The 22,846-nt window shown below is 34.3% G+C and carries 19 protein-coding genes; 13 read left to right on the top strand and 6 right to left on the bottom strand.

Annotation, left to right across the window (positions count from 1 at the left end; translation table 11 throughout):
- Nucleotides 1–105: 105 nt before the first annotated feature.
- The 9 genes from porU (at nt 106) to ACWGOQ_RS20930 (ending at nt 11,461) form a co-directional block, all read left to right on the top strand.
- Nucleotides 106–3,945 (top strand): type IX secretion system sortase PorU, encoded by a 3,840-nt coding sequence (gene porU / locus ACWGOQ_RS20970; protein WP_452059692.1) that lies wholly within the window; start codon nt 106–108, stop codon nt 3,943–3,945.
- Between the two features lie 40 nt (nt 3,946–3,985).
- Nucleotides 3,986–5,146 (top strand): type IX secretion system outer membrane channel protein PorV, encoded by a 1,161-nt coding sequence (gene porV, locus ACWGOQ_RS20965; protein ID WP_452059691.1) that lies wholly within the window; start codon nt 3,986–3,988, stop codon nt 5,144–5,146.
- Nucleotides 5,147–5,312: 166 nt separating this feature from the next.
- Entirely contained in the window at nt 5,313–5,795 is a 483-nt protein-coding gene (locus ACWGOQ_RS20960) for a cytidine deaminase (RefSeq protein WP_452059690.1), read from the top strand.
- Nucleotides 5,796–5,953: 158 nt separating this feature from the next.
- A complete protein-coding gene (pdhA, locus tag ACWGOQ_RS20955; RefSeq protein WP_452059689.1) occupies nt 5,954–6,955 on the top strand; it encodes a pyruvate dehydrogenase (acetyl-transferring) E1 component subunit alpha in 1,002 nt (333 codons plus the stop codon).
- A gap of 3 nt (nt 6,956–6,958) precedes the next feature.
- A complete protein-coding gene (locus tag ACWGOQ_RS20950; RefSeq protein ID WP_452059688.1) occupies nt 6,959–8,596 on the top strand; it encodes a pyruvate dehydrogenase complex dihydrolipoamide acetyltransferase in 1,638 nt (545 codons plus the stop codon).
- Nucleotides 8,597–8,666: 70 nt separating this feature from the next.
- Nucleotides 8,667–9,254, top strand: a complete 588-nt coding sequence (locus tag ACWGOQ_RS20945) for an NUDIX domain-containing protein (protein ID WP_452059687.1) — start codon at nt 8,667–8,669, stop codon at nt 9,252–9,254.
- A gap of 70 nt (nt 9,255–9,324) precedes the next feature.
- Nucleotides 9,325–10,269, top strand: a complete 945-nt coding sequence (locus tag ACWGOQ_RS20940) for a M20/M25/M40 family metallo-hydrolase (protein WP_452059686.1) — start codon at nt 9,325–9,327, stop codon at nt 10,267–10,269.
- A gap of 53 nt (nt 10,270–10,322) precedes the next feature.
- The gene (locus ACWGOQ_RS20935) at nt 10,323–11,003 is read left to right on the top strand and encodes an SDR family NAD(P)-dependent oxidoreductase (RefSeq protein ID WP_452059685.1); all 681 of its coding nucleotides are present in this window, start codon (nt 10,323–10,325) and stop codon (nt 11,001–11,003) included.
- Nucleotides 11,004–11,149: 146 nt separating this feature from the next.
- Entirely contained in the window at nt 11,150–11,461 is a 312-nt protein-coding gene (locus tag ACWGOQ_RS20930) for a glycoside hydrolase family 2 protein (RefSeq protein WP_452059684.1), read from the top strand.
- Here the strand turns inward: ACWGOQ_RS20930 and ACWGOQ_RS20925 are convergent.
- The 3 genes from ACWGOQ_RS20925 to ACWGOQ_RS20915 are packed head-to-tail and all read right to left on the bottom strand — an operon-like array spanning nt 11,458 to nt 16,710.
- Nucleotides 11,458–12,765: a sugar MFS transporter gene (locus ACWGOQ_RS20925; RefSeq protein WP_452059683.1), complete on the bottom strand. Its 1,308-nt coding sequence runs from the start codon at nt 12,763–12,765 to the stop codon at nt 11,458–11,460. The genes ACWGOQ_RS20930 and ACWGOQ_RS20925 overlap by 4 nt on opposite strands.
- A 13-nt stretch (nt 12,766–12,778) precedes the next feature.
- Nucleotides 12,779–13,786 carry an isoaspartyl peptidase/L-asparaginase family protein gene (locus ACWGOQ_RS20920; protein WP_452059682.1) on the bottom strand — a complete coding sequence of 336 codons (1,008 nt, stop codon included), beginning with the start codon at nt 13,784–13,786 and terminating at the stop codon, nt 12,779–12,781.
- 2 nt (nt 13,787–13,788) lie between these two features.
- Complete coding sequence (locus tag ACWGOQ_RS20915; RefSeq protein WP_452059681.1) at nt 13,789–16,710, bottom strand: GH92 family glycosyl hydrolase; 2,922 nt, start codon at nt 16,708–16,710, stop codon at nt 13,789–13,791.
- Nucleotides 16,711–16,752: 42 nt separating this feature from the next.
- Between ACWGOQ_RS20915 and ACWGOQ_RS20910 the strand changes: the two genes are divergently transcribed.
- From ACWGOQ_RS20910 to ACWGOQ_RS20900, 3 genes are read left to right on the top strand one after another with little or no spacing between them, the layout of a single operon-like run.
- On the top strand, nt 16,753–18,474 hold the full coding sequence (locus tag ACWGOQ_RS20910; RefSeq protein ID WP_452059680.1) for a beta-N-acetylhexosaminidase: 1,722 nt from the start codon (nt 16,753–16,755) through the stop codon (nt 18,472–18,474).
- Entirely contained in the window at nt 18,464–19,075 is a 612-nt protein-coding gene (locus ACWGOQ_RS20905; protein ID WP_452059679.1) for an FN3 associated domain-containing protein, read from the top strand. The genes ACWGOQ_RS20910 and ACWGOQ_RS20905 overlap by 11 nt, the downstream gene beginning before the upstream one ends.
- Nucleotides 19,072–19,794 carry a copper homeostasis protein CutC gene (locus ACWGOQ_RS20900; RefSeq protein WP_452059678.1) on the top strand — a complete coding sequence of 241 codons (723 nt, stop codon included), beginning with the start codon at nt 19,072–19,074 and terminating at the stop codon, nt 19,792–19,794. Before ACWGOQ_RS20905 ends, ACWGOQ_RS20900 begins: the two co-directional genes overlap by 4 nt.
- Nucleotides 19,795–19,822: 28 nt before the next feature.
- On the opposite strand, the gene ACWGOQ_RS20895 is transcribed toward ACWGOQ_RS20900, so the two are convergent.
- From ACWGOQ_RS20895 to ACWGOQ_RS20885, 3 genes are all read right to left on the bottom strand, one after another.
- On the bottom strand, nt 19,823–20,206 hold the full coding sequence (locus ACWGOQ_RS20895; RefSeq protein WP_452059677.1) for a hypothetical protein: 384 nt from the start codon (nt 20,204–20,206) through the stop codon (nt 19,823–19,825).
- Between the two features lie 187 nt (nt 20,207–20,393).
- Nucleotides 20,394–20,864 (bottom strand): hypothetical protein, encoded by a 471-nt coding sequence (locus tag ACWGOQ_RS20890; protein WP_452059676.1) that lies wholly within the window; start codon nt 20,862–20,864, stop codon nt 20,394–20,396.
- The gene (locus ACWGOQ_RS20885) at nt 20,861–21,535 is read right to left on the bottom strand and encodes a hypothetical protein (protein ID WP_452059675.1); all 675 of its coding nucleotides are present in this window, start codon (nt 21,533–21,535) and stop codon (nt 20,861–20,863) included. Before ACWGOQ_RS20885 ends, ACWGOQ_RS20890 begins: the two co-directional genes overlap by 4 nt.
- 365 nt (nt 21,536–21,900) lie before the next feature.
- On the opposite strand from ACWGOQ_RS20885, the gene ACWGOQ_RS20880 reads away from it, so the two are divergent.
- Nucleotides 21,901–22,761: a DUF4349 domain-containing protein gene (locus ACWGOQ_RS20880; RefSeq protein ID WP_452059674.1), complete on the top strand. Its 861-nt coding sequence runs from the start codon at nt 21,901–21,903 to the stop codon at nt 22,759–22,761.
- The last annotated feature ends 85 nt before the right edge of the window (nt 22,762–22,846 follow it).

Here is a 22,846-nt window from a genome sequence, read left to right as displayed (position 1 = left end):
TATGATTGACTTTGGTTTAACGCAATATTTTTGTGTTTATTATTATTTTTGAAGAAAAACTATGATTTACGGAACACTAAAACTGTGTTAAACCCGTTATACGCTATGATGAAGAAAATTATAATTTTATGTGCTTTACTGATTTCTATTCTTGTTTCAGGACAACAATCAGTACATATTGATATTACTTGGAAAGATGTAAAAATTAATACTTCTAGCAATGTCTCGTTAACCATACCTGGGTTTGACCAGAAAAATTTTGAATATCTTGATGATATTGGGGTACAGTTTACCACACAGTGGGAAGAATTGCAAGAAATTAATACTACGACGGCTAGGCTTGAAAATGTCATTTACAGTAATATTTCAAGAGCAGAGCTGAAAGACCTTAACATAAATCTTATTCCTGAAAAGCTTACTTATAGTATACTATCAAGCAAAGCAAGAAATAAGAGAAAAGGTTTTGCAAGCGTGTTACCTTTTGTGAGAAATGGTACTGCCTTTAAGAAAATAGTGTCTTTTGATATTGTGTATCAAACCTTAGGGCGGACCCCTAATGCAAAGATATTGCCAATTACTAATTCGGTATTAGCTTCAGGTAATTGGTTTCGTTTTTATGTAGATAAAACTGGAATTTTTAGAATTACACCAGCATTTCTGAGTAGCTTGGGAATGGATGTATCGTCAGTAGATCCTAATACTATAAAAATTTATGGTAACGGAGGTCAAATGATGCCTTTGATTAATCAGGAGAATACAGAGTTTGATTTAAGAGAAAATGCTATTCAATTAGTTGGTGGTGAAGATGGTGATTTTTCAGGAAATGATTACATTTTATTTTATGGAGAAAGCACTAAAGGTTACAGTGAAGAAAATATAACAAATATTAATCTTTATGCTGATAAATCCTATTATTATGTTACTGCTGGCGGTACCAACGGTAATAGAGTTTCTGATTATACAGAACCGTCAGGTGCTGCCGATGTACAGATTAATTCCTTTTCGGATTATCAATTTTATGAAATAGATGAATATAATATCGTAAAAGTTGGAAGGCGCTGGTTCGGAGATCGTTTCGACATACAGAGCAGTAGAAGTTACGATTTTGATTTCCCTAATTTGATTACAACCGAGCCTGTTGAGTTAAGAGTTTTTGCTGCTGCCACTTCCGTTTCTGCGTCTAGTATGAATATTGCCCTAAACGGTAGTCAGGTAGGTATTTTGAGTTTTGCGCAAATTTCTGGAACATCGCTCGGATCAGCCAGAGAGCTTATGCAGGAGGTAACATCTAATACTGATAATATTACTATTGATCTTACATATAACAATAATGGAAATCCTTCAGCAATAGGGTATCTTGACTTTATCAGCTTACGGGCAGAAAGAGCGTTGACAGGTACAAATTCTCAAATGCAGTTTTCTTATGAAGAAGCTGCAACCATAACTGGGGTTGGGCAATATAACGTTGCAAATGCTGGAGCAATATCTCAGGTTTGGGACGTTACTAATCCTGATGCCATACGTAGTATTACAAATAATAATTTGGCTTCCAGTATTAGTTTTAAAGCAAATATGGGTGAGTCCCGTCAATATATGGCGCTCGTGCCTACGGATTATTACGATCCGTTAGTAGATCAAACAGCTCGAGTAAACAATCAAGATATTAAAGGAACGGTATTTTTAAATAATCAAGGGCAATTTGAAGACATAGATTATCTTATTATTTCTAATAATACCCTTGCGCAATCTGCAAACAGATTAGCAGATTACCATAGATCTTCAAATAATTATAATGTAAAAGTTATCACATTAGACCAGATTTACCACGAATTTGGAAGTGGTAAGCAAGATATTGTGGCTATCAGGAATTTAATCCGTTATGTATACGAAAACGCTTCAAGTCCCAATGAACGACTAAAATATGTCTGTCTTTTTGGAGACGGCTCTGTTGATTATAAAGGCTTATTGTTAAGAGAAAATTGTGCTGACAGTAATATCGTACCTACTTTTCAGAGCTTAAGCAGTTTTTCTTTAGTTAGCTCATTTGCAACGGATGATTTCTTTGGGGCTATGGATCCCCAAGAAGGACAAATGGTAGCAAGCGATCAATTAGATATAGCAGTAGGAAGAGTGTTAGCAGACTCTCCACAATTAGCAGATGCCATGGTCACGAAGATTATTGATTATAATAGTGAACAGTCTTTTGGCAGATGGAGAAACTCGGTATTACTAATTGCAGACGATGTGGATGCTGATTGGGAAGAAACGATTCAGCGAAACCTAAATGAATTGGGTGATGAATTAATACAAAGAAAACCGTATCTCAATCTTACAAAAATATATGCAGACGCTTTTCAGCAGGAGTCCTCTCCATCCGGTAATAGATATCCGCGGGTAAATGAGGTTATTTCTAATGCAATTGAAACTGGTGCGGTAGCGATAGATTACTTTGGACATGGAGGGGAGGATGGATTAGCAAGTGAGTTTATTGTAACCAAATCAAATGTCAGGGAATTAGCCAATACAAATAAATATCCAATTTTTATAACAGTAACTTGCGAGTTCACCAAATTTGATAACCCTTGTAGAGATTCAGCTGGAGAGCTTATCTATTGGAATACAAATGGTGGTGTAGTCGGGTTGATTAGTACAACAAGGGATGTGATCGTAACATTTGGAATAAATGTAAATGATAGATTATCAGAGTTTTTGTTTCCAGACGGTTCCAACTATCCATCTGTAGCAGAAGCAGTAAGGCAGATGAAGAATTCTTTTACAAGTAATAGTAGACGAGTGGTTTTCTTTTTTGGAGACCCTGCAATGAAAATGGCTATACCTAAACCAAATATTCGTTTGACTAATATAAATGACGTACCTATAATGCAAGAAGTTGATACTCTTAAAGCTTTAAGTAGAATCAAAATTTCAGGAGAGGTTGTTCATGAATCAGGAGCGTTGCTTTCTGATTATAATGGTGTGTTGTCTACTACAATTTACGATAAAGAAATTGATAGAGTAACGCTAGCTAATGATAGAACGGTAAACGGAGCCGGACAGTTAATTAAACTGAATTTTAAAACACTCGGAGAAATTATATTCAGAGGGAAGGCGTCCGTAAATAATGGTCTTTTTGATTTCGAATTTATTGTACCTAGAGATATTGGCATCCCTGTGGATACAGGAAGAATTAGCTTTTATTCTGCAAGAAATGGGGTGTTAGAAAATCAAACTGGGGTAGATCAAACGATCTTGGTTGGAGGCCTCAATGAAAATGCTCCAGAAGACAATGTAGGGCCACAAATTCAGTTGTTCATGAACGATGAAAGTTTCGTTTCTGGAGGTGTAACCAACGATTCACCAATATTGATAGCAAAACTTCAGGATGAAAACGGAATCAACACTGCTAGTGGTATTGGTCATGATATTTCTGCAATCCTAGATGGGGATGAATCCAATCCATATATTCTTAATGATTTTTATGAGACAGAAGTAGATGATTTTACAAAAGGTCTCGTTAATTTTAAATTTAGGGATTTAGAACCTGGTTTACATACACTTACGTTTAAAGGCTGGGATGTGTATAATAATTCTTCCACGCAGGAGATTCAATTTGTTGTTACAGACGCTTCCGGTTTTACGTTAAGTAATGTACTCAATTATCCAAATCCTTTTGTGAGCCATACAGAGTTCTGGTTTGAACATTCTGGAGCAATCAGCGATGTTTTAGAAGTTCAGATTCAGGTGTTTACGGTTTCTGGGAAAGTAATTTGGACTAACAATCAAACGCTGTCTGGAAAAACAAGTTATAGAGAAGATATTCAATGGGATGGAAGAGATGATTTTGGGGATAAATTAGGAAAAGGCGTTTATGTGTACAAGATATCTGTAAAATCAACGTTAACAAATCAGCGAGTTGAGAAATTTGAAAAACTCGTTATACTATAAATAACTAAATAACTATATATTTGTCAAAATCAATTTTCACATGAGAAAAATCATAATCCTGGGGTTTGTGTTTTTAACACTTTCGAATTTTAAAATACAAGCTCAAGAAGAGAACCGTGCAATCACAACAGCTACTCCATTCTTACTTATTGCTGCAGATGCAAGAGCTGCAGGTTTGGCTGATCAGGGGGTTGCAACATCAGCGGATGCATTTTCACAACAATGGAATCCTGCTAAATACGCTTTTGTTGGGAAACAACAAGGGGTCGGTATTAATTACACCCCATATTTGAGTAACTTGGTAAACGATATATTTCTGGGAAGTGTAAATTATTATAATCGTTTTGGTCAGGATGGTCGAAGTGCGGTTGCCGCTAGTTTTAGGTATTTTAGCCTTGGAGACATAGAATTTAGACAAGGTCCTAACGATGAGCCTAATGTGCAAAAGCCTAATGAATTAACATTAGATGTATCCTATGCTTTGCAATTGAGTCCTACATTTTCTATGGGTATTGCAGGTCGTTATTTACGTTCAGATTTAAGACTACAAGGTTTGGGAGCCGATGCAAGTGCTGCAGGTAGTTTTGGTGTGGACGTAGCCGCTTTTTACAGAAGTGAGGAAGTTGCTTATAGCTCTTTTAATGGTAGATGGAGAGCCGGAGTAAACATTTCCAATATTGGGCCAAAAATAAAATATGATGATGCAGGTCAGGAAAATTTTATTCCTACTACATTTAGGGCAGGTTTAGGGTTTGATTTCCTTTTAGATGAATATAATAGAATTACACCCTCTTTAGAATTTGCTAAATTGTTAGTGCCAAGTCCTCAAGATTTTGATGGCGATGGTGATATAGATGCAGAGGATAATGCTGAATATCAAGATATAAGCTCATTTGGAGCAATCTTTTCTTCGTGGGGTGATGCAGATGGTGGTTTTAGTGAAGAGTTAAAAGAATTTACATGGTCTCTTGGTGGAGAATACGTTTACAAGGATGTATTTGCCTTCAGAGCTGGTTATTTTAACGAAGCAGAAGAAAAAGGAGCACGTAAATTTGTTTCATTGGGAGCTGGTTTTAAATATACTATTGTAAACTTGGATATATCGTATTTGTTTTCAACATCTGCGGTAAGAAGCCCATTAGAAGGAACACTTCGTTTTGGTCTTTCATTCAATTTTGGGGATGATTATTACGACAGATAGACTAATCTATCCTTATAATATAAAAGTATCAAACTTAATGTTTGATACTTTTTTTGTTTATAGTACATTGTATCCATATAAATAGACAACAATAGTATCTGTTATGAATTAGTTGAATATTTTGATAACTACTATTTTTGTTAAGGATACTTCAAAATTGAAATGTGTGAAAGAAATAGAAATCAAATCTACTTTACAGGTATACGATTCATTTGATGAGTTGCCAGATGATATTCAGGGTTTAATGCAGCAATCATTTGGTATTAGAGATAAAGGGTATGCTCCATACTCTGAGTTTTTAGTGGGTGCTGCGCTATTGTTAGAAAATGGTGAAGTAGTATTAGGTAATAACCAAGAAAACGCATGTTATCCTTCGGGTTTATGCGCAGAACGTGTTGCTATATTTTCGGCAGCAGCTAATTTTCCTGGAGTGGCAGTTTTAAAAATGGCACTTTCTGCAAAATCCCTAAAACATCAGTTGATTACACCAACGCCTCCATGTGGCGCCTGTAGACAATCAATTGCAGAATATGAGTTAAATCAAAAAAAGCCAATAGAGATTTATTTTACAGGAGAAACAGGGAAAGTGGTGAAATCTTATTCTTTAGCTAATTTATTGCCGCTTATTTTTGATAATTCATATTTATAACGTTTTCGTACATTTTTATACTAAAACTCCTTTCTCCTTAATAACGAATATCTTATTTTTGTTTTTCGCTTAATTGAAAAATAAGCATAAAAACGCTGTAATTATTAGAAGAGTCGGTAGTAAAGCTGACCTAATTTTGAAATATCATTACATTTTAGATGAAAAAAGTAACCAAAGAAGTTTACCTGAAGTGGTACGAGGATATGCTTTTCTGGAGAAAGTTTGAAGATAAACTTGCTCAGGTATATATCCAACAAAAAGTAAGAGGTTTTTTACATTTGTATAATGGACAGGAAGCTATTTTAGCAGGTTCATTACATGCTATGGATCTTACTAAAGACAGGATGATTACCGCCTATCGTAACCATGTACAGCCAATTGGTATGGGGGAAGACCCTAAACGCGTGATGGCAGAATTATTTGGAAAAGGTACAGGAACCTCTCAAGGAATGGGTGGATCTATGCATATCTTTTCTAAAGAACATCGATTTTATGGTGGGCACGGTATTGTAGGAGGTCAAATTCCTTTAGGTGCTGGTTTAGCATTTGCAGATAAATATCACAAAAGAGATTCAGTTACTTTGACCTTTATGGGAGATGGAGCCACGCGCCAGGGATCACTTCACGAAGCTTTTAATCTAGCTATGTTATGGAATTTGCCTGTGGTATTCTGTGTAGAAAATAACGGATACGCTATGGGTACCTCTGTAGAAAGAACAGCCAACCATACCGATATATGGAAACTTGGACTAGGATATGAAATGCCTTGCGGTCCTGTTGATGCTATGAATCCTGTAAAAGTTGCAGAAGCAATGGATGAAGCAATTACACGAGCTCGAACAGGTGGTGGTCCAACATTTCTCGAATTGAAAACATATCGTTATAGAGGACACTCTATGAGTGATGCACAAAAATATCGTACGAAAGAAGAAGTAGCAGAATATCAAAAGATTGATCCTATAACTCAGGTTTTGGATATTATAAAAGATAAAAAGTATGCTACAGATGAGGAAATTGCAGAAATTGATAAGCAGGTAAAAGAGAAAGTACTAGAATGTCAGAAATTTGCAGAGGAATCACCGTACCCAGAAAAAAATCTGATGTACGATATTGTTTACGAACAAGAAGATTACCCATTTTTATCACACAAATTACAATAGATTATGGCTACAGTAATTAATATGCCGCGATTGAGCGATACTATGGAAGAAGGAGTTGTCGCAAAATGGCTTGTTAAAAAAGGAGACAAAATTAATGAAGGTGATATCCTTGCAGAAATAGAAACAGATAAAGCAACGATGGAATTTGAGTCTTTCTATGAAGGTACGTTGCTTCATATTGGGATTGAAGAAGGGGAAACAGCACCAGTTGATAAGCTTCTTGCAATTATTGGTGATGAAGGAGAAGATATTTCTGATTTAATGAATGGAAATTCAGAACCGAAAACAGATACTTCAAAAGAAGACCAAAAACCAGCGGAAGAAAAGCCAACGGAGTCACCTTCGGATACATCAGAAAAAAATACTGAAATACCTGAAGGAGTAGAAGTGATTACAATGCCCCGTCTGAGTGATACCATGGAAGAGGGAACAGTAGCCGCGTGGCTTAAAAAAGTTGGTGATACCGTAGAAGAAGGAGATATTTTAGCTGAGATCGAAACGGATAAAGCTACGATGGAGTTCGAATCTTTCTATAATGGTACATTGCTGCATATCGGTATAGAACAAGGACAAACAGCACCTGTCGATGCCTTATTAGCGATTATTGGCCCTGATGGAACAGATATCTCTGGACTTAAAGACGGAGTTTCTACATCCAAAACTACTGAAACTAAAAAAGAAGAACCGGTTAAAGAGGAAAAAGAAGCAACAAAATCAACAAGTTCAGAAAGTGATTCTTCTTCTGGAGAAAGGATATTTGCTTCACCACTAGCTAAAAAAATCGCAGCCGACAAAGGAATAGATTTATCTCAAGTAAAAGGGACTGGTGATCATGGTAGAATTGTTAAAAAGGACATAGAATCATTTAAACCTTCTGAAGCTACTAGCGCTAAAGAATCATCAAAACCAGCAGCTGCATCTCCATCTCCATCAATTCAAACATTTACACCCGCAGGAGAAGAGAGTTATGAAGAAGTGAAAAACTCACAAATGCGCAAGGCTATTGCCAAAAGTCTTTCTGCATCAAAGTTTACAGCACCACATTATTATCTTACTATAGAAGTTGATATGCAGAACGCAATGGCATCTAGAAAGCATATAAACGAATTGCCGGATACGAAAGTGTCTTTTAATGATATGGTAGTTAAAGCGTGCGCAATGGCATTAAAAAAACATCCACAAGTAAATACACAATGGGCTGATGATGTAACTAAATACGCTAAGCATATAACCATTGGAGTCGCCGTGGCTGTTCCGGATGGATTAGTTGTTCCTGTGTTGCCTTTTACAGATCAAATGTCTCTTACACAGATTGGAGCAGATGTAAAGGAATTGGCGGTCAAAGCCAGAAATAAAAAACTCTCTCCACAAGAAATGAGTGGTAGTACATTTACGGTGTCTAATTTAGGAATGTTTGGTATTCAGGAATTCACGTCTATAATTAACCAGCCTAATTCTGCTATTTTATCTGTAGGTACTATAGTAGAAAAACCAGTGGTAAAGGATGGTCAGATTGTAGTAGGTAATACCATGAAAATTACTTTAGCTTGTGATCATAGAACAGTTGATGGAGCTACTGGAGCACAGTTTTTACAGACCCTAAAGCAATACTTGGAAAACCCAGTGACAATGTTGGCGTAGTGCTAAAAAATGTATAAATAATATAGATCCTATTTCTCTGAAATAGGATTTTTTTTATCTTTATTTTTGAATGAAAACTAAAATTGATAATCTTACATCCAGAGTACTTTCCGACAAAACTTTCGTATTAAAAGAATATACTTTCGACTATATATGGGTGGAAGATGATCAGACAGAGGAACATCTTAGAGAAGTATACGACCACGGCGATGGCGCTTCGGTTTTGCTATATAATCTGACAAAGAACACAGTAATTCTCACAAGACAATTCAGATTACCTACATTTCTAAATGGTACTATATCCGGGATGAGTATTGAAGTATGTGCAGGATCTTTAGATGGTGATACTCCTGAAGAATGTGCCAAAAAAGAAGCGCTGGAAGAAACAGGATTTACAATCCATACCTTAGAAAAAGCTTTTGAAGTGTATGCTTCACCAGCGGTAATGACAGAAATAGCACATTTATTTATAGCAGCATGTACAGATGACATGCGTAGCCAACAAGGTGGAGGGCTTTCTACAGAACAAGAACATATTGAGATACTGGAAATAGATTTTGCGAAGGCGCTGACCATGATGAGTTCAGGAGAAATTAAAGATGCGAGAACCGTTATGTTATTGCAATATTTAAAAATAAAAGATATCATGAAGACATAATTCCAGATAGCGAAATATACTTTTTAAGTATCTTTATCAAAAAATAGTTTATCATCCAGAAAATAAAAACATGAAACATATCACAATTTTTATCATTACACTTTTATTCATCACCTGTAAAGAAGTAACTACGGCACAATCACCGATATCTCCTATAACACCTTCTGATGTTAAGGACATTATGAACTTTTTGGCCAGTGATGAATTGGAAGGTAGAGACACTGGTTCTGAAGGACTGGAAAAAGCGGCAACATTTATTGAATCTTCATTTAAAAAGGCAGGTATTGAACCTTATTTTGATTCCTATCTCAACACTTTTGATGCTAAAGGAACAGAAACTTATAACGTTGTTGGGTATTTAAAAGGGATCGATCCTGATTTAGCAAGTCAGTTTGTGGTTATAGGTGCTCATTTTGACCATATTGGAAAAGGAAAAGAAGTTAACGGTGATACAATTGCCAATGGAGCAAACGATAATGCTGCCGGGAGCACTGCCGTGATTTCATTAGCAAAACATTTTGCAAAGACAAAAAATAATAAAAGAAGCGTTTTATTTGTGTTGTTTGGAGCAGAAGAAAGAGGGTTGTTAGGTTCTGATCATCTAGCAAAGGTTTTAAAGGAAAAAAATCTGGATCTCTATACCATGGTAAATTTTGAAATGATAGGAGTGCCACTTAATGATAAGACCTATAAAGCATATATAACTGGTTATGAGATGTCTAATATGGCAGAAAGGATAAACGAATATTCTGGAAACGAATTAATAGGTTTTTTACCCAAAGCAAAAGAGTTTCAGCTATTCAGAAGAAGTGATAATTATCCTTTTTATTCAGCATTTAATGTGCCTTGCCAAACAATTTCTACTTTTGATTTTACCAATTATGACTATTATCATCATGTAGATGATGAGGTCTCCGAGATGAATTTCGAGTTTATGTCAGGACTTATTAATGAGTGTGTTCCTGCAATTACAAGTATACTCAATACACCAACAAAAGAAATCAAACTAAATTAGATATACCTATCTGATCGTTTAAGTTTCTGAAGTCAGATATACCATTTTTACATATGAAGAATATTATAATTACTGGCGCCAGCAGAGGAATTGGATATGAAATGGCAAAGCTTTTTGCAGACCAAGGATATCGTGTTTTGGCGTTGTCCAGAAACGAGAAGCCTATCGCTGCTCTTGATCATAAGAATATCTATACATTTTCCTTTGATATCTGCAATCCCAAGGATCTTAGAAAAATGACTGATTATATCACCAAATCTTGGAAACAAGTTGATATATTGATCAATAATGCCGGAAAATTACTGAATAAGCCTTTTGCAGAAATTTCTACCCAAGAGTTTGAGGAAATCTATAAAGTAAACGTCTTTGGAGTAGCTGAAATTACACGTCTTGTGTTACCATTTATGATAAAAGGAAGCCACGTGGTTACCGTAAGTAGTATGGGTGGCATACAAGGAAGTATGAAATTTCCTGGTCTAGCAGCGTATAGTTCTAGTAAAGGCGCAGTTATCACACTTAGTGAACTCTTGGCAGAAGAATATAAAGAAAGTGGCGTCGCGTTTAATGTGCTCGCACTAGGAGCGGTACAGACGGAAATGTTAGAAGAAGCTTTTCCCGGGTATAAAGCACCATTAACTGCAATTGAAATGGCTAATTATATTAAAGATTTCTCGTTAACGGCTAATAAGCTTTACAATGGAAAAGTGCTTCAGGTATCTAGTAGTACGCCTTGATTTATAATCATTTTCTTTGATATGTATAGAAAAGCGGGAATACTATTTTTGTTACTGATAACTTTTTCCTGTAGTAAAAAAAAGAAAAATCTATTCACGGAAATTGATAGTGAATGGCAGTTTAAATCTGTAGAAATGAAGTAGTATTGGTCTCAGATTTTAATGAATCGAACGCTATTTTTTATTTTAATAAACCAAAGGATTTAAAGCTGCTACCACAAGCTATCTCGAAAAAGATGACTAAAGTTGATGCTGGTTATGAGATTACATTATCATCAACAACCTTACAAAAAGATGTATTCTTATATTCGGATGGCAAGGGTCACTTTAGTGATAATTATTTCGATGTACTTCCAAATAAAGAAAAGATACTTATTTTCGAAACTTCCACAACTTCAGAGATTAGCGTTTTAATAAAAACATTGAACTCATTAATTAATAAAGAAACTGTTCGTTAAACTAATGTTTTTTTACTTTTTAACCACCCGAAGTATAAAATGTATCCATAGCATACGATTACCAGTAAAAGAGCCATTTTAAAACCAATATTGTCAGTTAAAAAACCATAAAAAGGTGGTATTAGCGCTCCTCCCACAATCGCCATACATAATAGTCCTGAAGCTTGTGGTTTTAAATCTCCTAATCCATCTAAAGCAAGAGTAAATATGGTTGGAAACATAATAGAGTTGAATAAACCGACAGCCAGAATAGACCACATAGCAATTAACCCAGTAGTGTTCATAGAAATTAGGAGCATGGTGATTGCTAAACCAGCAAAAATACTTAATACTTTTCCAGGGGACATGATTCTGGTAAGGTATGCTCCAATGAATCGTCCAATCATCGCACCAGACCAATAAAAAACAACAAAGGCTCCCACAATTGCTTTACCATCTGTTGTGCTTAAGTCAGAGTTTAGAATACGCTCACAAAGACTTTTCATAAAAGGAGTATCCTGAATTACGGATACTAAATTCATGTCCAAGAAATAATTAACTAAATAACTACCAATAGCAACTTCTGCTCCTACATAGACAAATATTCCTAGTGCACCTAGAAGCATTACTTTGTTTCGTAAAAGTCTACCATACCCATCCTTTGGGCTTTCTTTCATAAGTGTTGGTAGTTTGATAAACCTAAAAAGGATTACAAGCAATAGTATAAAACTAGCAATCATTATAAATGGAGTTTGCACGGTAGCCGCTTCAGCAGCATAATAGGCATCTTTCTGAGTAGCTGTCAAAGTTTGAATTTCTTCAGAAGATTTTACCGAGTCACTTAATAAAAAGATCGCTCCCACAACCGGCGCAATAGCCGTTCCAAGGGAATTGAATGCTTGAGATAAGTTAAGACGACTAGCTGCTCCATCTTCACTGCCTAGTAATGCAACATATGGATTAGCTGCCACTTGTAGGATAGTGATACCTCCTGCAAGCGTAAAATAACCTAACAAGAACACACTAAAAAAGCGATAAGAAGATGCAGGATAAAAAAGTAAACATCCGATAGCCATCGTAGTTAGTCCTAAAATAATTCCTTTTTTGTAACCTATTTTGGATAATATAAACCCTGCAGGAACAGATAATACAAAGAATGCTGTAAAAAATGCAAATTGGACTAATCCTGCCTGAAAATAAGAGAGCTCGAATACGTCTCTTAACCTAGGAATTAAAGAGTCTACTAACACCGTGATAAATCCCCACAAAAAAAACAATATGGTAATAATAATAAAAGCGCTTCGATAAGATTTTGATTGATTCATTCTAATGTGTGATTTATGCTTTATTGTAAGAATTTGTTGGAATATTTTCATTATTTCCATCTTGGTATTTCATCATAGTAAATCCTTCATGGATACAATAATGACCTACTTCTCCTGATTTGTTTATAGCGATATAGGCAATCTGAAAATCTTTATAGCGATCATTTTTAGTGACGATTCTTCGAATAGCTTCTTCACATGCTTTTTGAGGAGTCATTCCATTTCGCATGAGTTCTACAATTAGAAAACTACCTACGGTTTTTAGAACTTCTTCACCCATTCCTGTAGCTACGGCACCACCAACTTCATTATCGATAAATAATCCTGATCCTATAATTGGCGAATCTCCAACACGGCCTTTCATTTTATAGGATAATCCAGAGGTGGTACAAGCACCAGCAATATCTCCATTTTTATCCATAGCTAACATTCCTATAGTGTCATGATTTTCAATATTAATTATAGGTTTGTATTCTGGAGATTTTTTCCATTCTACCCAAGCTAATTTTGATTCATCAGTAAGTAGGTTTTCTTTCTTGAAACCATTACGATATCCAAATTCCTCTGCTCCTTCACCAGCTAATATTACGTGTGGCGTATCTTCCATAACTTTTCTAGCTAATGCAGCAACATTAGTAATGTTTTCTACACAAACTACGGCGCCACAATCGCCATCAGAATTCATAACACAAGCATCTAACGTTACATTGCCTTCTCGATCTGGAGCTCCACCTTTTCCAACAGTCGTATTTTTTATGTTTTCTTCCTCAATAGCAACGCCTTCTATTACAGCATCAAGAGCATGTTTTCCAGCGGCTAAAGCTTCACCAGCCGTAGCATTTGCTTTAGTAAAACGCCATGTACAGATAGCAATAGGAGAATGAGTAGATGTATTCATAAGTGTACTTTTTTCTTGTTCGATTGACTGATTCGGATTTTCTTTACAACCTATAATGACGGATCCCACTGTGAGACCTACACTAGTAAGTGCCGTGTTTTGAATAAATTGACGTCTTTTCATAACTACTTAATAATTATTTCATCAGCAAAAATCCATGCTTTACCATCTTGATTACTTCCTATATGCCAATCAGGTATTGTTCCAACGGTTTTGGCTTGGATTTTTACATAACGCGCTTGTTGCTTGGTGAATTTCTTATCTACTATCTGGATACTGGCTGTTTCATTACCAGTGGGTTCTTTTTCTATTCCATTTTTCGATATCGACCTCCATTGTTTGCCATCCTGAGAAATCCATATTTCCACCTTTTTAGGATAAAATATCCAACTTCTTTGATCTTCGAGAAAACCTATGGATATAGAATTAATTTCTTTAGTTTTTCCCAAGTCTATGGTAGCAATTAAATCACTGTCGTGGAAACCTTGCCAGGATCCAGAGCGATAGTCAGTAGTTCCTCTGATACCGTTTATAAGAGCATTAGAACCACCACCATTATATCTATTCGCATATTTATTTGTTAATTCTATTGAAAGATCAGCATCTATCCTAAAAAATTCTGTAGCAATGATGGTGCTTTTTAACCCTTCTAGAGATGCGTATGTTTTTAAAATTACAGGAGATGAAATTTCGATAGGGTCATCGTATTTTTTGAATACAGAATCATTTAAAGTATAATAAATAATTGCATTTTTATCTACACTTTGTAACGTAACTGTTGTTTTTTCCTTGAAAGCAATTTCACCTTTAGAAATAAAAGGAGGTGTAATAATAATATGTTCTTTGATTTGGGTACTAGGAATATGTTGATCTTTTGTAGCCCATTCTGATGGTGTACTGGTCATTTCGAAAGCTAAAGTCCCTCCTTTCATAATATCTTCATGTGTTAGATAAGAAAAAGGGTACTGCTCATCATTTAGTTGAGTATAGGCAATGTATTTGTTTTCTGAGGAAAGCTTATTGGCTACAATGGTGAAATTCTTTCCGTTTTCAAGGTGTATTGTAGCTTTGTCAAAAAGAGGAGTGCCAATGATGTAATCATTAGATCCAGGCGTTACGGGATAAAAACCAAGACTACTAAAAACATACCAGGCACTCATTTGGCCACAGTCTTCATTTCCAGAGATTCCATCTGGTGTATTCGTATATAATTCCGTGAGAATTTGACGAACTTTTTCTTGAGTTTTATGAGGTTTGTTTACATAGTTATAAAGATACGCCATATGATGACTGGGTTCATTTCCATGGGCATATTGTCCGATAAGTCCTGTAATATCTACTTGATGTGATCCAGACGTAGTACTATTTGTACAGAACAAGGTGTCTAATTGTTGCTCTAATGCTTTTTTGCCTCCTAGTAAATTTATAAACCCATAAATATCTTGTGGAACATAAAAACTATACTGCCAAGAATTTGCTTCTGTATAATTAAAATTCACTTCATATGGATGAAATGGCGCAAACCAAGTATTTCTATACCTACCGCGCATAAATTTTGTCGAAGGATCAAATACATTTTTATAATTCTGCGCTCTTTTCGTAAATTCTGCTAGATCTTCAGGTTTATTAAGTGCTCTCGCCATTTGAGCAATCGTCCAGTCATCATAAGCATATTCTAACGTTTTGGATACGGATTCACTTTCTTCTTCTACTGGAATATATCCGAACTTTTCATAAGATTGTAGTCCCAGTTTATCTCTGGTAGCACTATGTTTCATAGCTTCAAAAGCTTTTTCTGCATCGTAACCCGTAATTCCTTTTAGATATGCATCTGCAATTACAGGAACCGCATGATATCCAATCATACAATGGGTATAATTACCGGCTAAATCCCATATTGGCATAATACCACCTTCATCATACTTAGCAATAAATGTATTGATAAAATCATTCGTACGATCTTGTTCGATAATCGTATATAAAGGATGTGTAGCTCTATAGGTGTCCCAAAGTGAGAATACTGAATAATAATCAAAATTAGAATTTTGATGAATTTTTAAATCCATTCCTCGATATCTGCCATCTACATCTTGATATAGATTTGGAGCTAACATAGCATGATATAGTGAAGTATAAAAATTAGTTTTGTAATCATTGTTGGTGCTTTCGATTACAATCTTGCGTAATTGATTCTCCCATGTGTTTTGAGCGTTATTTTTTATTTGATCAAATGTTTTAGAACCTATTTCTTCTTCCAGATTTTTCAAAGCTCCTTGCTGATCGACTGCTGAAATTCCTATATTGATAAAGATTGGGTCGTTTGATGTATTGTCAAATTCAAAAGCCATTTTTTTTCCATCTTCCGTAGATTGTTTACTCCTGATGGGCTTAGAAAATTTGATGTGATAAAATAATAGTTGTTTCTCAGCCCAAGCTTTAGAGTGTCTATGGCCATTAATCTCTGTTTCAGAAATTACATTTATTTGATGATCTAATACTTCATCTCTATGTGCTAAATCAAGTATTATAATTTGTTTTTCACCAGAGGGGAACATATACTTATGCATCCCAGCTCTTTTAGTGACTGTTAGCGCTACATCAATATTAGTGGAATCTAAATGTACCTCATAATATCCTGGAGAAGCGTTCTCATTGTTATGAGAGAAATGTGCACGATATCCTTTTTTACCATTTGCTCCATTATTGAAATTTATTTCATTTGTAGGCATCAAAAGAATATCTCCATAATCAGAAATTCCCGTACCACTTAGATGTGTGTGCGAAAAACCATAGATATAAGAATCACTATAATGATATCCAGAACAACCATCCCAACCATCGAGTCGAGTATCTGGACTTAATTGCATCATTCCGAACGGTATACTAGCACCTGGATAGGTGTGCCCATGACCTCCAGTTCCTATAAAAGGGTTTACATATGAGGTAAGAAGAGTATTACTTTGTGCTATTTTTACTTTGATTTCTTTATTACAAGAATAAAAGCCTGTAATAATTAAAACTGTAAATACCGTGTTGAATGCTCTCATTTAAAAATAGATAGTTATTTTTAAGCTTCTAATGTAATAAAAATGATAACCAAATTAAGCAATTATACAATAAGGATCTACGTAATATTATTGTTGCTTTTATGTTTGGGGTGTAAAAAAGAGAAAAGAGTAGCTATCAATCCACAAATTATACCAGCACCTTTTCACCTAGAATTAGAAGAAGGTATTTTTTTGTTGAATGAAAAAACGGTGCTTCAATATGATGAAGGTCTAAAAGAAGTTGTAAAATATTTTAGCACATACCTGAAAAAAGGACTTGGTGTTTCAATGCAATCGATTAAGGAAACAGAGAAAAACAGCATTATTCTCGAAAAAGATACTTCAATAATTAATGAAGAAGCCTACCGTCTTTTTATTTCAAAAACTAATATAAAAATACAATCAAGTACCAAAAAAGGAGCTTTTTATGCCATACAGACATTACGTCAATTATTACCCGAATGTTTCGAAAATGGTTCTTGTGTAGAGAAAGAATTTGCGATTAAAGCACTTACAATTTTGGATGCTCCTAGATTTTCTTATCGAGGAATGCATCTGGATGTGGGAAGACATTTTTTTAGTGTTGAAGAAATTAAAAAATATATAGACATGCTTGCGATGCTGAAGATGAATACATTTCATTGGCATCTTACAGAAGATCAAGGATGGCGTATTGAGATCAAGAAGTATCCAAGACTCACAGAAATCGGAGCATATCGTGAAGAAACGTTGATAGGACATTACAACAATCAACCACATCAATTTGATGGTAAGCGCTATGGAGGGTTTTATACGCAAGAAGAAATTAAAGAAGTAGTAGCGTTTGCTACATCAAGAAACATTACTATTATTCCGGAAATAGAGATGCCTGGACACTCGCAAGCGGCAATTGCAGCATATCCAGAATTAGGGTGTTCCGGTAAAGAAATTAAAGTAGCTACTAAATGGGGTGTTTTTGAAGAGGTGTATTGTCCCAATCAAAAGACCTTTGCTTTTTTAGAAAATGTTTTGGACGAGGTAATTGATTTGTTTCCGGGAAAATATATTCATATTGGCGGTGATGAAGTGCCTAAAACAAAATGGAAATCCTGTAATCATTGTCAGCAATTGATAAATGAAAAAGAACTTAAAGACGAACGTGGTTTACAAAGCTATTTTATAGCTAGAATGGAAAAGTATATTAATAGTAAAGGAAAACAAATCATTGGTTGGGATGAAATATTGGAAGGAGGACTTGCTCCTAATGCAACCGTTATGTTTTGGAGAGGAACAGATGGAGCTGTTCAGGCTGCAAAAGAAGGGCATGATTTGATACTTTCTCCAACCTCTAATTGTTATTTTGATTATTATCAAAGTGACAATGAATATGAACCGCTCGCTATAGGTGGATTTTTGCCACTTAAAAAAGTATATGATTTTAATCCAATTCCAGAAGGAATGAATCCTTCAGAAGTAAAACATGTTTTAGGGGCGCAAGGTAATGTGTGGACAGAATATATGCCTACATATGAAAAAGTAGAATATATGGCATTTCCTAGAGTAATAGCTTTAAGTGAAGTGGTATGGACTACCAATAAAAATAAAGACTATTTAAGTTTTGTGTCTAGGTTGGCTAATTTTCATAATAGATTAGATAGTCTAAATGTAAATTATGCAAATCACCTCTATGAAGTTAAAGGGAGGTTGATTAATGAAAAAGAACAACTCTTTTATAGTTTAGAGACTTTGATGGACAACAGTTATTCGGTATACATTGGATGGTAGTGATCCTGTAAATTCGTCTGAATTATATGATAAACCTTTATCCGTAGATCAGAATATCAATGTTAAAGCAGCTGTGTTTGATAATAATAAGATTGCAGGAAATGTATTTACTCAAGAGTTGAATTATCACAAAGCGGTTGGAGCAAAAGTCACACTAAACGTGGCACCTCATACTGCTTATAGTGCTGGTGGTAAGGACGCTTTAATCAATAGTATTAATGGAAGTAATACTCGTTTTGGTGATAAAGAATGGTTGGGGTTTTGGGGTGATGATCTAGAAGTAATGATTGATCTAGGCAAAGAAATAGAAATACATAAAGTGTCAACTCGCTTTTTTGAAGCAAATGGTCAATGGATTTATAACCCTAAAAAGGTTGAGATTTCTTTATTAAATGAAAAGAAAGAAAATACTTTGAACGAAAATAAGAAACCATTGTCTCAAAAAGACTCCAAATTAACCACTCAAATTATTCAGGAATGTAAAGGAGAAAAAGCTAGATATATCAAACTAGTTATAAAAAAATATGGATTAATATCTGATGGATTGCAAGGTTCTGGAAATCAAGCTTGGACATTCATAGATGAAATAATTGTAGAATGAAAATTGAAGTTTGTGCAAACTCATTTCAATCTGCAGTGAATGCAGAAAGAGCAGGAGCGGATAGAATAGAGTTGTGCATGGAGTTAGCGATTGGAGGAATTACCCCATCACATGGATTGATAGAAAAGGTGGTTCAAGAGCTAACCATACCAGTGTTTATATTAATAAGACCAAGAAGTGGAAATTTTACATATACATCAAATGAGTTTGATGTGATGAAGAAAGATATCGAGTTTTGTAAAAGTAGTGACTGCAGCGGAATCGTTTCTGGTGTTTTAATGAAAGATAATACCATTGATATTAAAAGAACGCAAGAACTGATAGCGCTTTCTACGCCATTATCATTTACTTTTCACCGAGCTTTTGATTGGGTGCCTAAACCACTGGAATCCATAAAACAATTGATAGCTCTTAGGGTAGAAAGAGTATTAACTTCAGGACAAGAAATATCCGCAATAAGTGGAATAGAATTTCTTAAAAATGCATTGGAAGAATCAAAATCAAGTTTGATTGTCATGCCAGGTGGAGGAATCAATATAGAAAATGTATTGAAATTTAAAGACGCTGGCTTTAAAGAAATCCATTTTTCTGCTACTTCTTTAAAGCAGGTAATGACAACTCCAAAAATCACCATGAATAACACTAATTTTTTTGATGAAACTATAGTACCTATATCGGACTATGGTAAGATTGTCAAGATTAAAAAACTGCTACAATAAAAAATATTAGTGATAACAAATCAAACTATTAGATATCAGTTAATTTAAGATATTTATAAAATTGGTGTACAGTAAGTACTTTTTTAAACTCTTCATTCTGGAAATAAACAATATTGCTTAGGTTTTTAGTTTTCTCGTTAACAGAGGCATTAGATTGGATCACTTTATTTGCTTGCATGGAATATTTTACGATCGCTTTTTTTATACGATCACTGGCATAGTTGCTAAGATTCAGTTCTTGTTGTAATCTTATGGCTCTTTGTTCAGCAAGCTCGATGAATCGTTTCTTTTCAGCTTCCTTTTGTTCTTCTGTTAATTCTACATTTTCTTGTTGCTCTTCATCCTCAATCGTAGTTTGAGCAATATTTGCTGTACTGATAAAAAGTATAATTAAAAGTATATTAATTTTCATGACATCTTAATTTTAAAGTAGTTGTTCTGAAATGTTAAAAAAAGCATGTCAAAAATATTAATAATTGATAAACAACGAGTTAAAACTAATAGAAACTCGATAAATGTTAATGTTTAGTCGATAAATGACGCTAAAATCGAAGGTTTTGTGGTTGATTCAAGATGGAAAAACCGTAATTTCTTGCATTTTAATCGTCCTTTGTTGATGATTTTGGTTTTTCAAAAGACGCCTTTGTAGTCTTAAAACTAACACCATCGATCAAGGTTACAGAAGTTGTAATATAAGCGATAATAGTATCTGTTTCGGTATTACTAAAATGAACCTTTGTGATTATTTTAGTGATTGAATCAGCAATTGTTTGTGGTTGTCCGATCACAGTAATTTGTTGTATTTCCTCTGCTCTTTTTGTAGTAAATAACGCAGTACTATCCTTGTCATCTATAAATTTGGGATGTTGCTTTATTAACATCTGTTTATCCAGATAATCTTGTAATTTTTCAGAAATTAAAATAATATATGCATCTTTTAGTGCGGTACTTGATATTTTTTCTGTAAATATTTCGTCTTCGATAGCAGTACTGACCTCCCTGTCTTTATAGGAGTTATTTGAGCAACTTGTTATCAAAAGTAATGATAGTATCGACAGAAACTGTTTCATGATTTCACTCTAAATTTTAATTTAACAATTTGCCCTTTGGATCTTTTGGATTCAATGATTTCAATATTTCTTAAACTTTTTGTCGGAGTTGTCAGCTTATCAATAAATTCATTTTTAGAATATACTTCTATTCCGAGACCAGCAGGTAATATCTGAAATATAACTACATCATCCGCTATCATTCTGGAGAGTTCGGTTTTTCGTTTTTTCCAATCTTCAAGCTTGCCATTGACATAATAATATAACATTAATGCATAATCGTCCGTCCGAACCTGAATCGTTTCCTTTTTCGTAGATGAAATTGTTCTAAAAATAGTATCTGTTTTATGATACGGAGATTTGATCACAAAATGTAGATACTCATCTTTTGTTTTCCATATAAAACAACCCAGACTGTCGCTTTTGACATAAAAAGGGGATTGTTTATCATTTAATATAATTATATCAATAGGGGTTTTAGTAATAGGAAGATTTCTATCCTGATCAATAAAACAAAACGTAAACGTAGTTGCCCGCGGAATTAAAAAATAGGCAGATGTCATAAACAAGATACCTATTAACAAAAACAAAATCGATTTAGGAGCTAAACGATTTTTCGGTTTTAGTTTCTTTTTAGTGTTTACAGTTTTAAAATCAACCCAATTTTCGTAACCACAGTATTCAGATAGCATATTAAGAATATCTACACGTGGTAGTTTTTCCGAGGTGTTTTTAAAATAGCTATAGAATGATTTTTCACTGAGGCTACTTTTTGTGTGTTTTCTTAAATCTTCTTGAAACAAAACAATATCCTGACCCTTCCACTTTGAAATGTCAATATTTGAGGCAGTATTCTCCTTTAAAAACTGTTGAGTAACCGCTTTTTTAAGAAGAGAGAATGCTATGTGTTCTTCAGGTTTTATGATTTTAATGTTTTGAATTTCATATAGTTAAAATTTGTAAAACGGTTTACAATTGTTTTACAAAGGGTATACAAGAGCACAGGTTTTTCTGATGCTATGTTTGTTTTCAGATTAACAAGGTAAAAACAATAAATATGAAAACAAATATTTTGAAATTAATTAGAAAGGAGCTTACAATTGGATGTTTGATACTCAGTTTTTCTTGCTCGCAAGCTGAAAAAAGTTTTCCCAATGTATCAGAGAATATTGTGATGGAAGAAACTGCGGAGATATTAGATTTAAAAGCATTTAAAATTGAAAGCAAAACTGCTATCAAAAATGAAAAAGAAACCGTAAAAGATAAACTTCAGATTATTAAAAATGCGAATTGTCGTATCAAAGTAAATCATGTAGAAAAAATAACTATGCTCTCAAAGGAGATAGTTTCAACGTTTAACGGTTATGTTGCTGATGAACATTTTACGAATACTAATTATGCAAAAGAAAATAGTTTTACTATCAGGGTTCCTAAGGAGAATTTTGATAAAGTACTCGATAGTATTTGTGCTTTAGCAGTTTTTGTCGATTATAAAAACATATCCACTAAAGATGTAACAGAAGAATATATTGACATTAGTTCACGATTAAAAACAAAACTAGAAGTTAAACAGCGTTATGAAGAAATTTTAAAGACTCGAGCTAAAACTGTAAAAGATATTTTGTTGATCGAGAGTAATTTAAGAATGCTCCAGGAAGAAATAGAAGCGTCACAAGGGCGATTGAATTATTTGTCAAGTAGCGTATCCTACAGTACCATTCAGTTTGATTTGTATGAAACAGTTATTCCTAAAAAAGAACCAAATGTCTATGAGCCTGAATATATGGCTAGAGTAAAAAGTGCATTATCTTTTGGATGGAGTTTATTAGAATATTTGGTTTTGGTACTATTCTACATATGGCCTTTATGTATAATGGCTGTAATCATTTTTATCTATTTTAAATGGATTAGAAAATAGTAGCAGTTCTATCTAAATAACATAAAATTCCTTTTTTCAATTTTCATAATAAAGTACTAGAATATTTTATAAGGTACAAGTGAGT

This window comes from Aquimarina ulvae (assembly GCF_053613295.3).
This window is presented reverse-complemented; position numbering and strand designations above follow the sequence as displayed.

What these genes read in the sequence shown, in the direction of transcription:
- porU (WP_452059692.1), top strand. Translation starts at nt 106, where the DNA reads ATGATGAAGAAAATTATAATTTTATGTGCTTTACTGATTTCTATTCTT.
- porV (WP_452059691.1), top strand. Translation starts at nt 3,986, where the DNA reads ATGAGAAAAATCATAATCCTGGGGTTTGTGTTTTTAACACTTTCGAAT.
- pdhA (WP_452059689.1), top strand. Translation starts at nt 5,954, where the DNA reads ATGAAAAAAGTAACCAAAGAAGTTTACCTGAAGTGGTACGAGGATATG.
- ACWGOQ_RS20950 (WP_452059688.1), top strand. Translation starts at nt 6,959, where the DNA reads ATGGCTACAGTAATTAATATGCCGCGATTGAGCGATACTATGGAAGAA.
- ACWGOQ_RS20945 (WP_452059687.1), top strand. Translation starts at nt 8,667, where the DNA reads ATGAAAACTAAAATTGATAATCTTACATCCAGAGTACTTTCCGACAAA.
- ACWGOQ_RS20940 (WP_452059686.1), top strand. Translation starts at nt 9,325, where the DNA reads ATGAAACATATCACAATTTTTATCATTACACTTTTATTCATCACCTGT.
- ACWGOQ_RS20935 (WP_452059685.1), top strand. Translation starts at nt 10,323, where the DNA reads ATGAAGAATATTATAATTACTGGCGCCAGCAGAGGAATTGGATATGAA.
- ACWGOQ_RS20925 (WP_452059683.1), bottom strand. Translation starts at nt 12,765, where the DNA reads ATGAATCAATCAAAATCTTATCGAAGCGCTTTTATTATTATTACCATA.
- ACWGOQ_RS20920 (WP_452059682.1), bottom strand. Translation starts at nt 13,786, where the DNA reads ATGAAAAGACGTCAATTTATTCAAAACACGGCACTTACTAGTGTAGGT.
- ACWGOQ_RS20915 (WP_452059681.1), bottom strand. Translation starts at nt 16,710, where the DNA reads ATGAGAGCATTCAACACGGTATTTACAGTTTTAATTATTACAGGCTTT.
- ACWGOQ_RS20910 (WP_452059680.1), top strand. Translation starts at nt 16,753, where the DNA reads ATGATAACCAAATTAAGCAATTATACAATAAGGATCTACGTAATATTA.
- ACWGOQ_RS20900 (WP_452059678.1), top strand. Translation starts at nt 19,072, where the DNA reads ATGAAAATTGAAGTTTGTGCAAACTCATTTCAATCTGCAGTGAATGCA.
- ACWGOQ_RS20895 (WP_452059677.1), bottom strand. Translation starts at nt 20,206, where the DNA reads ATGAAAATTAATATACTTTTAATTATACTTTTTATCAGTACAGCAAAT.
- ACWGOQ_RS20890 (WP_452059676.1), bottom strand. Translation starts at nt 20,864, where the DNA reads ATGAAACAGTTTCTGTCGATACTATCATTACTTTTGATAACAAGTTGC.
- ACWGOQ_RS20885 (WP_452059675.1), bottom strand. Translation starts at nt 21,535, where the DNA reads ATGCTATCTGAATACTGTGGTTACGAAAATTGGGTTGATTTTAAAACT.
- ACWGOQ_RS20880 (WP_452059674.1), top strand. Translation starts at nt 21,901, where the DNA reads ATGAAAACAAATATTTTGAAATTAATTAGAAAGGAGCTTACAATTGGA.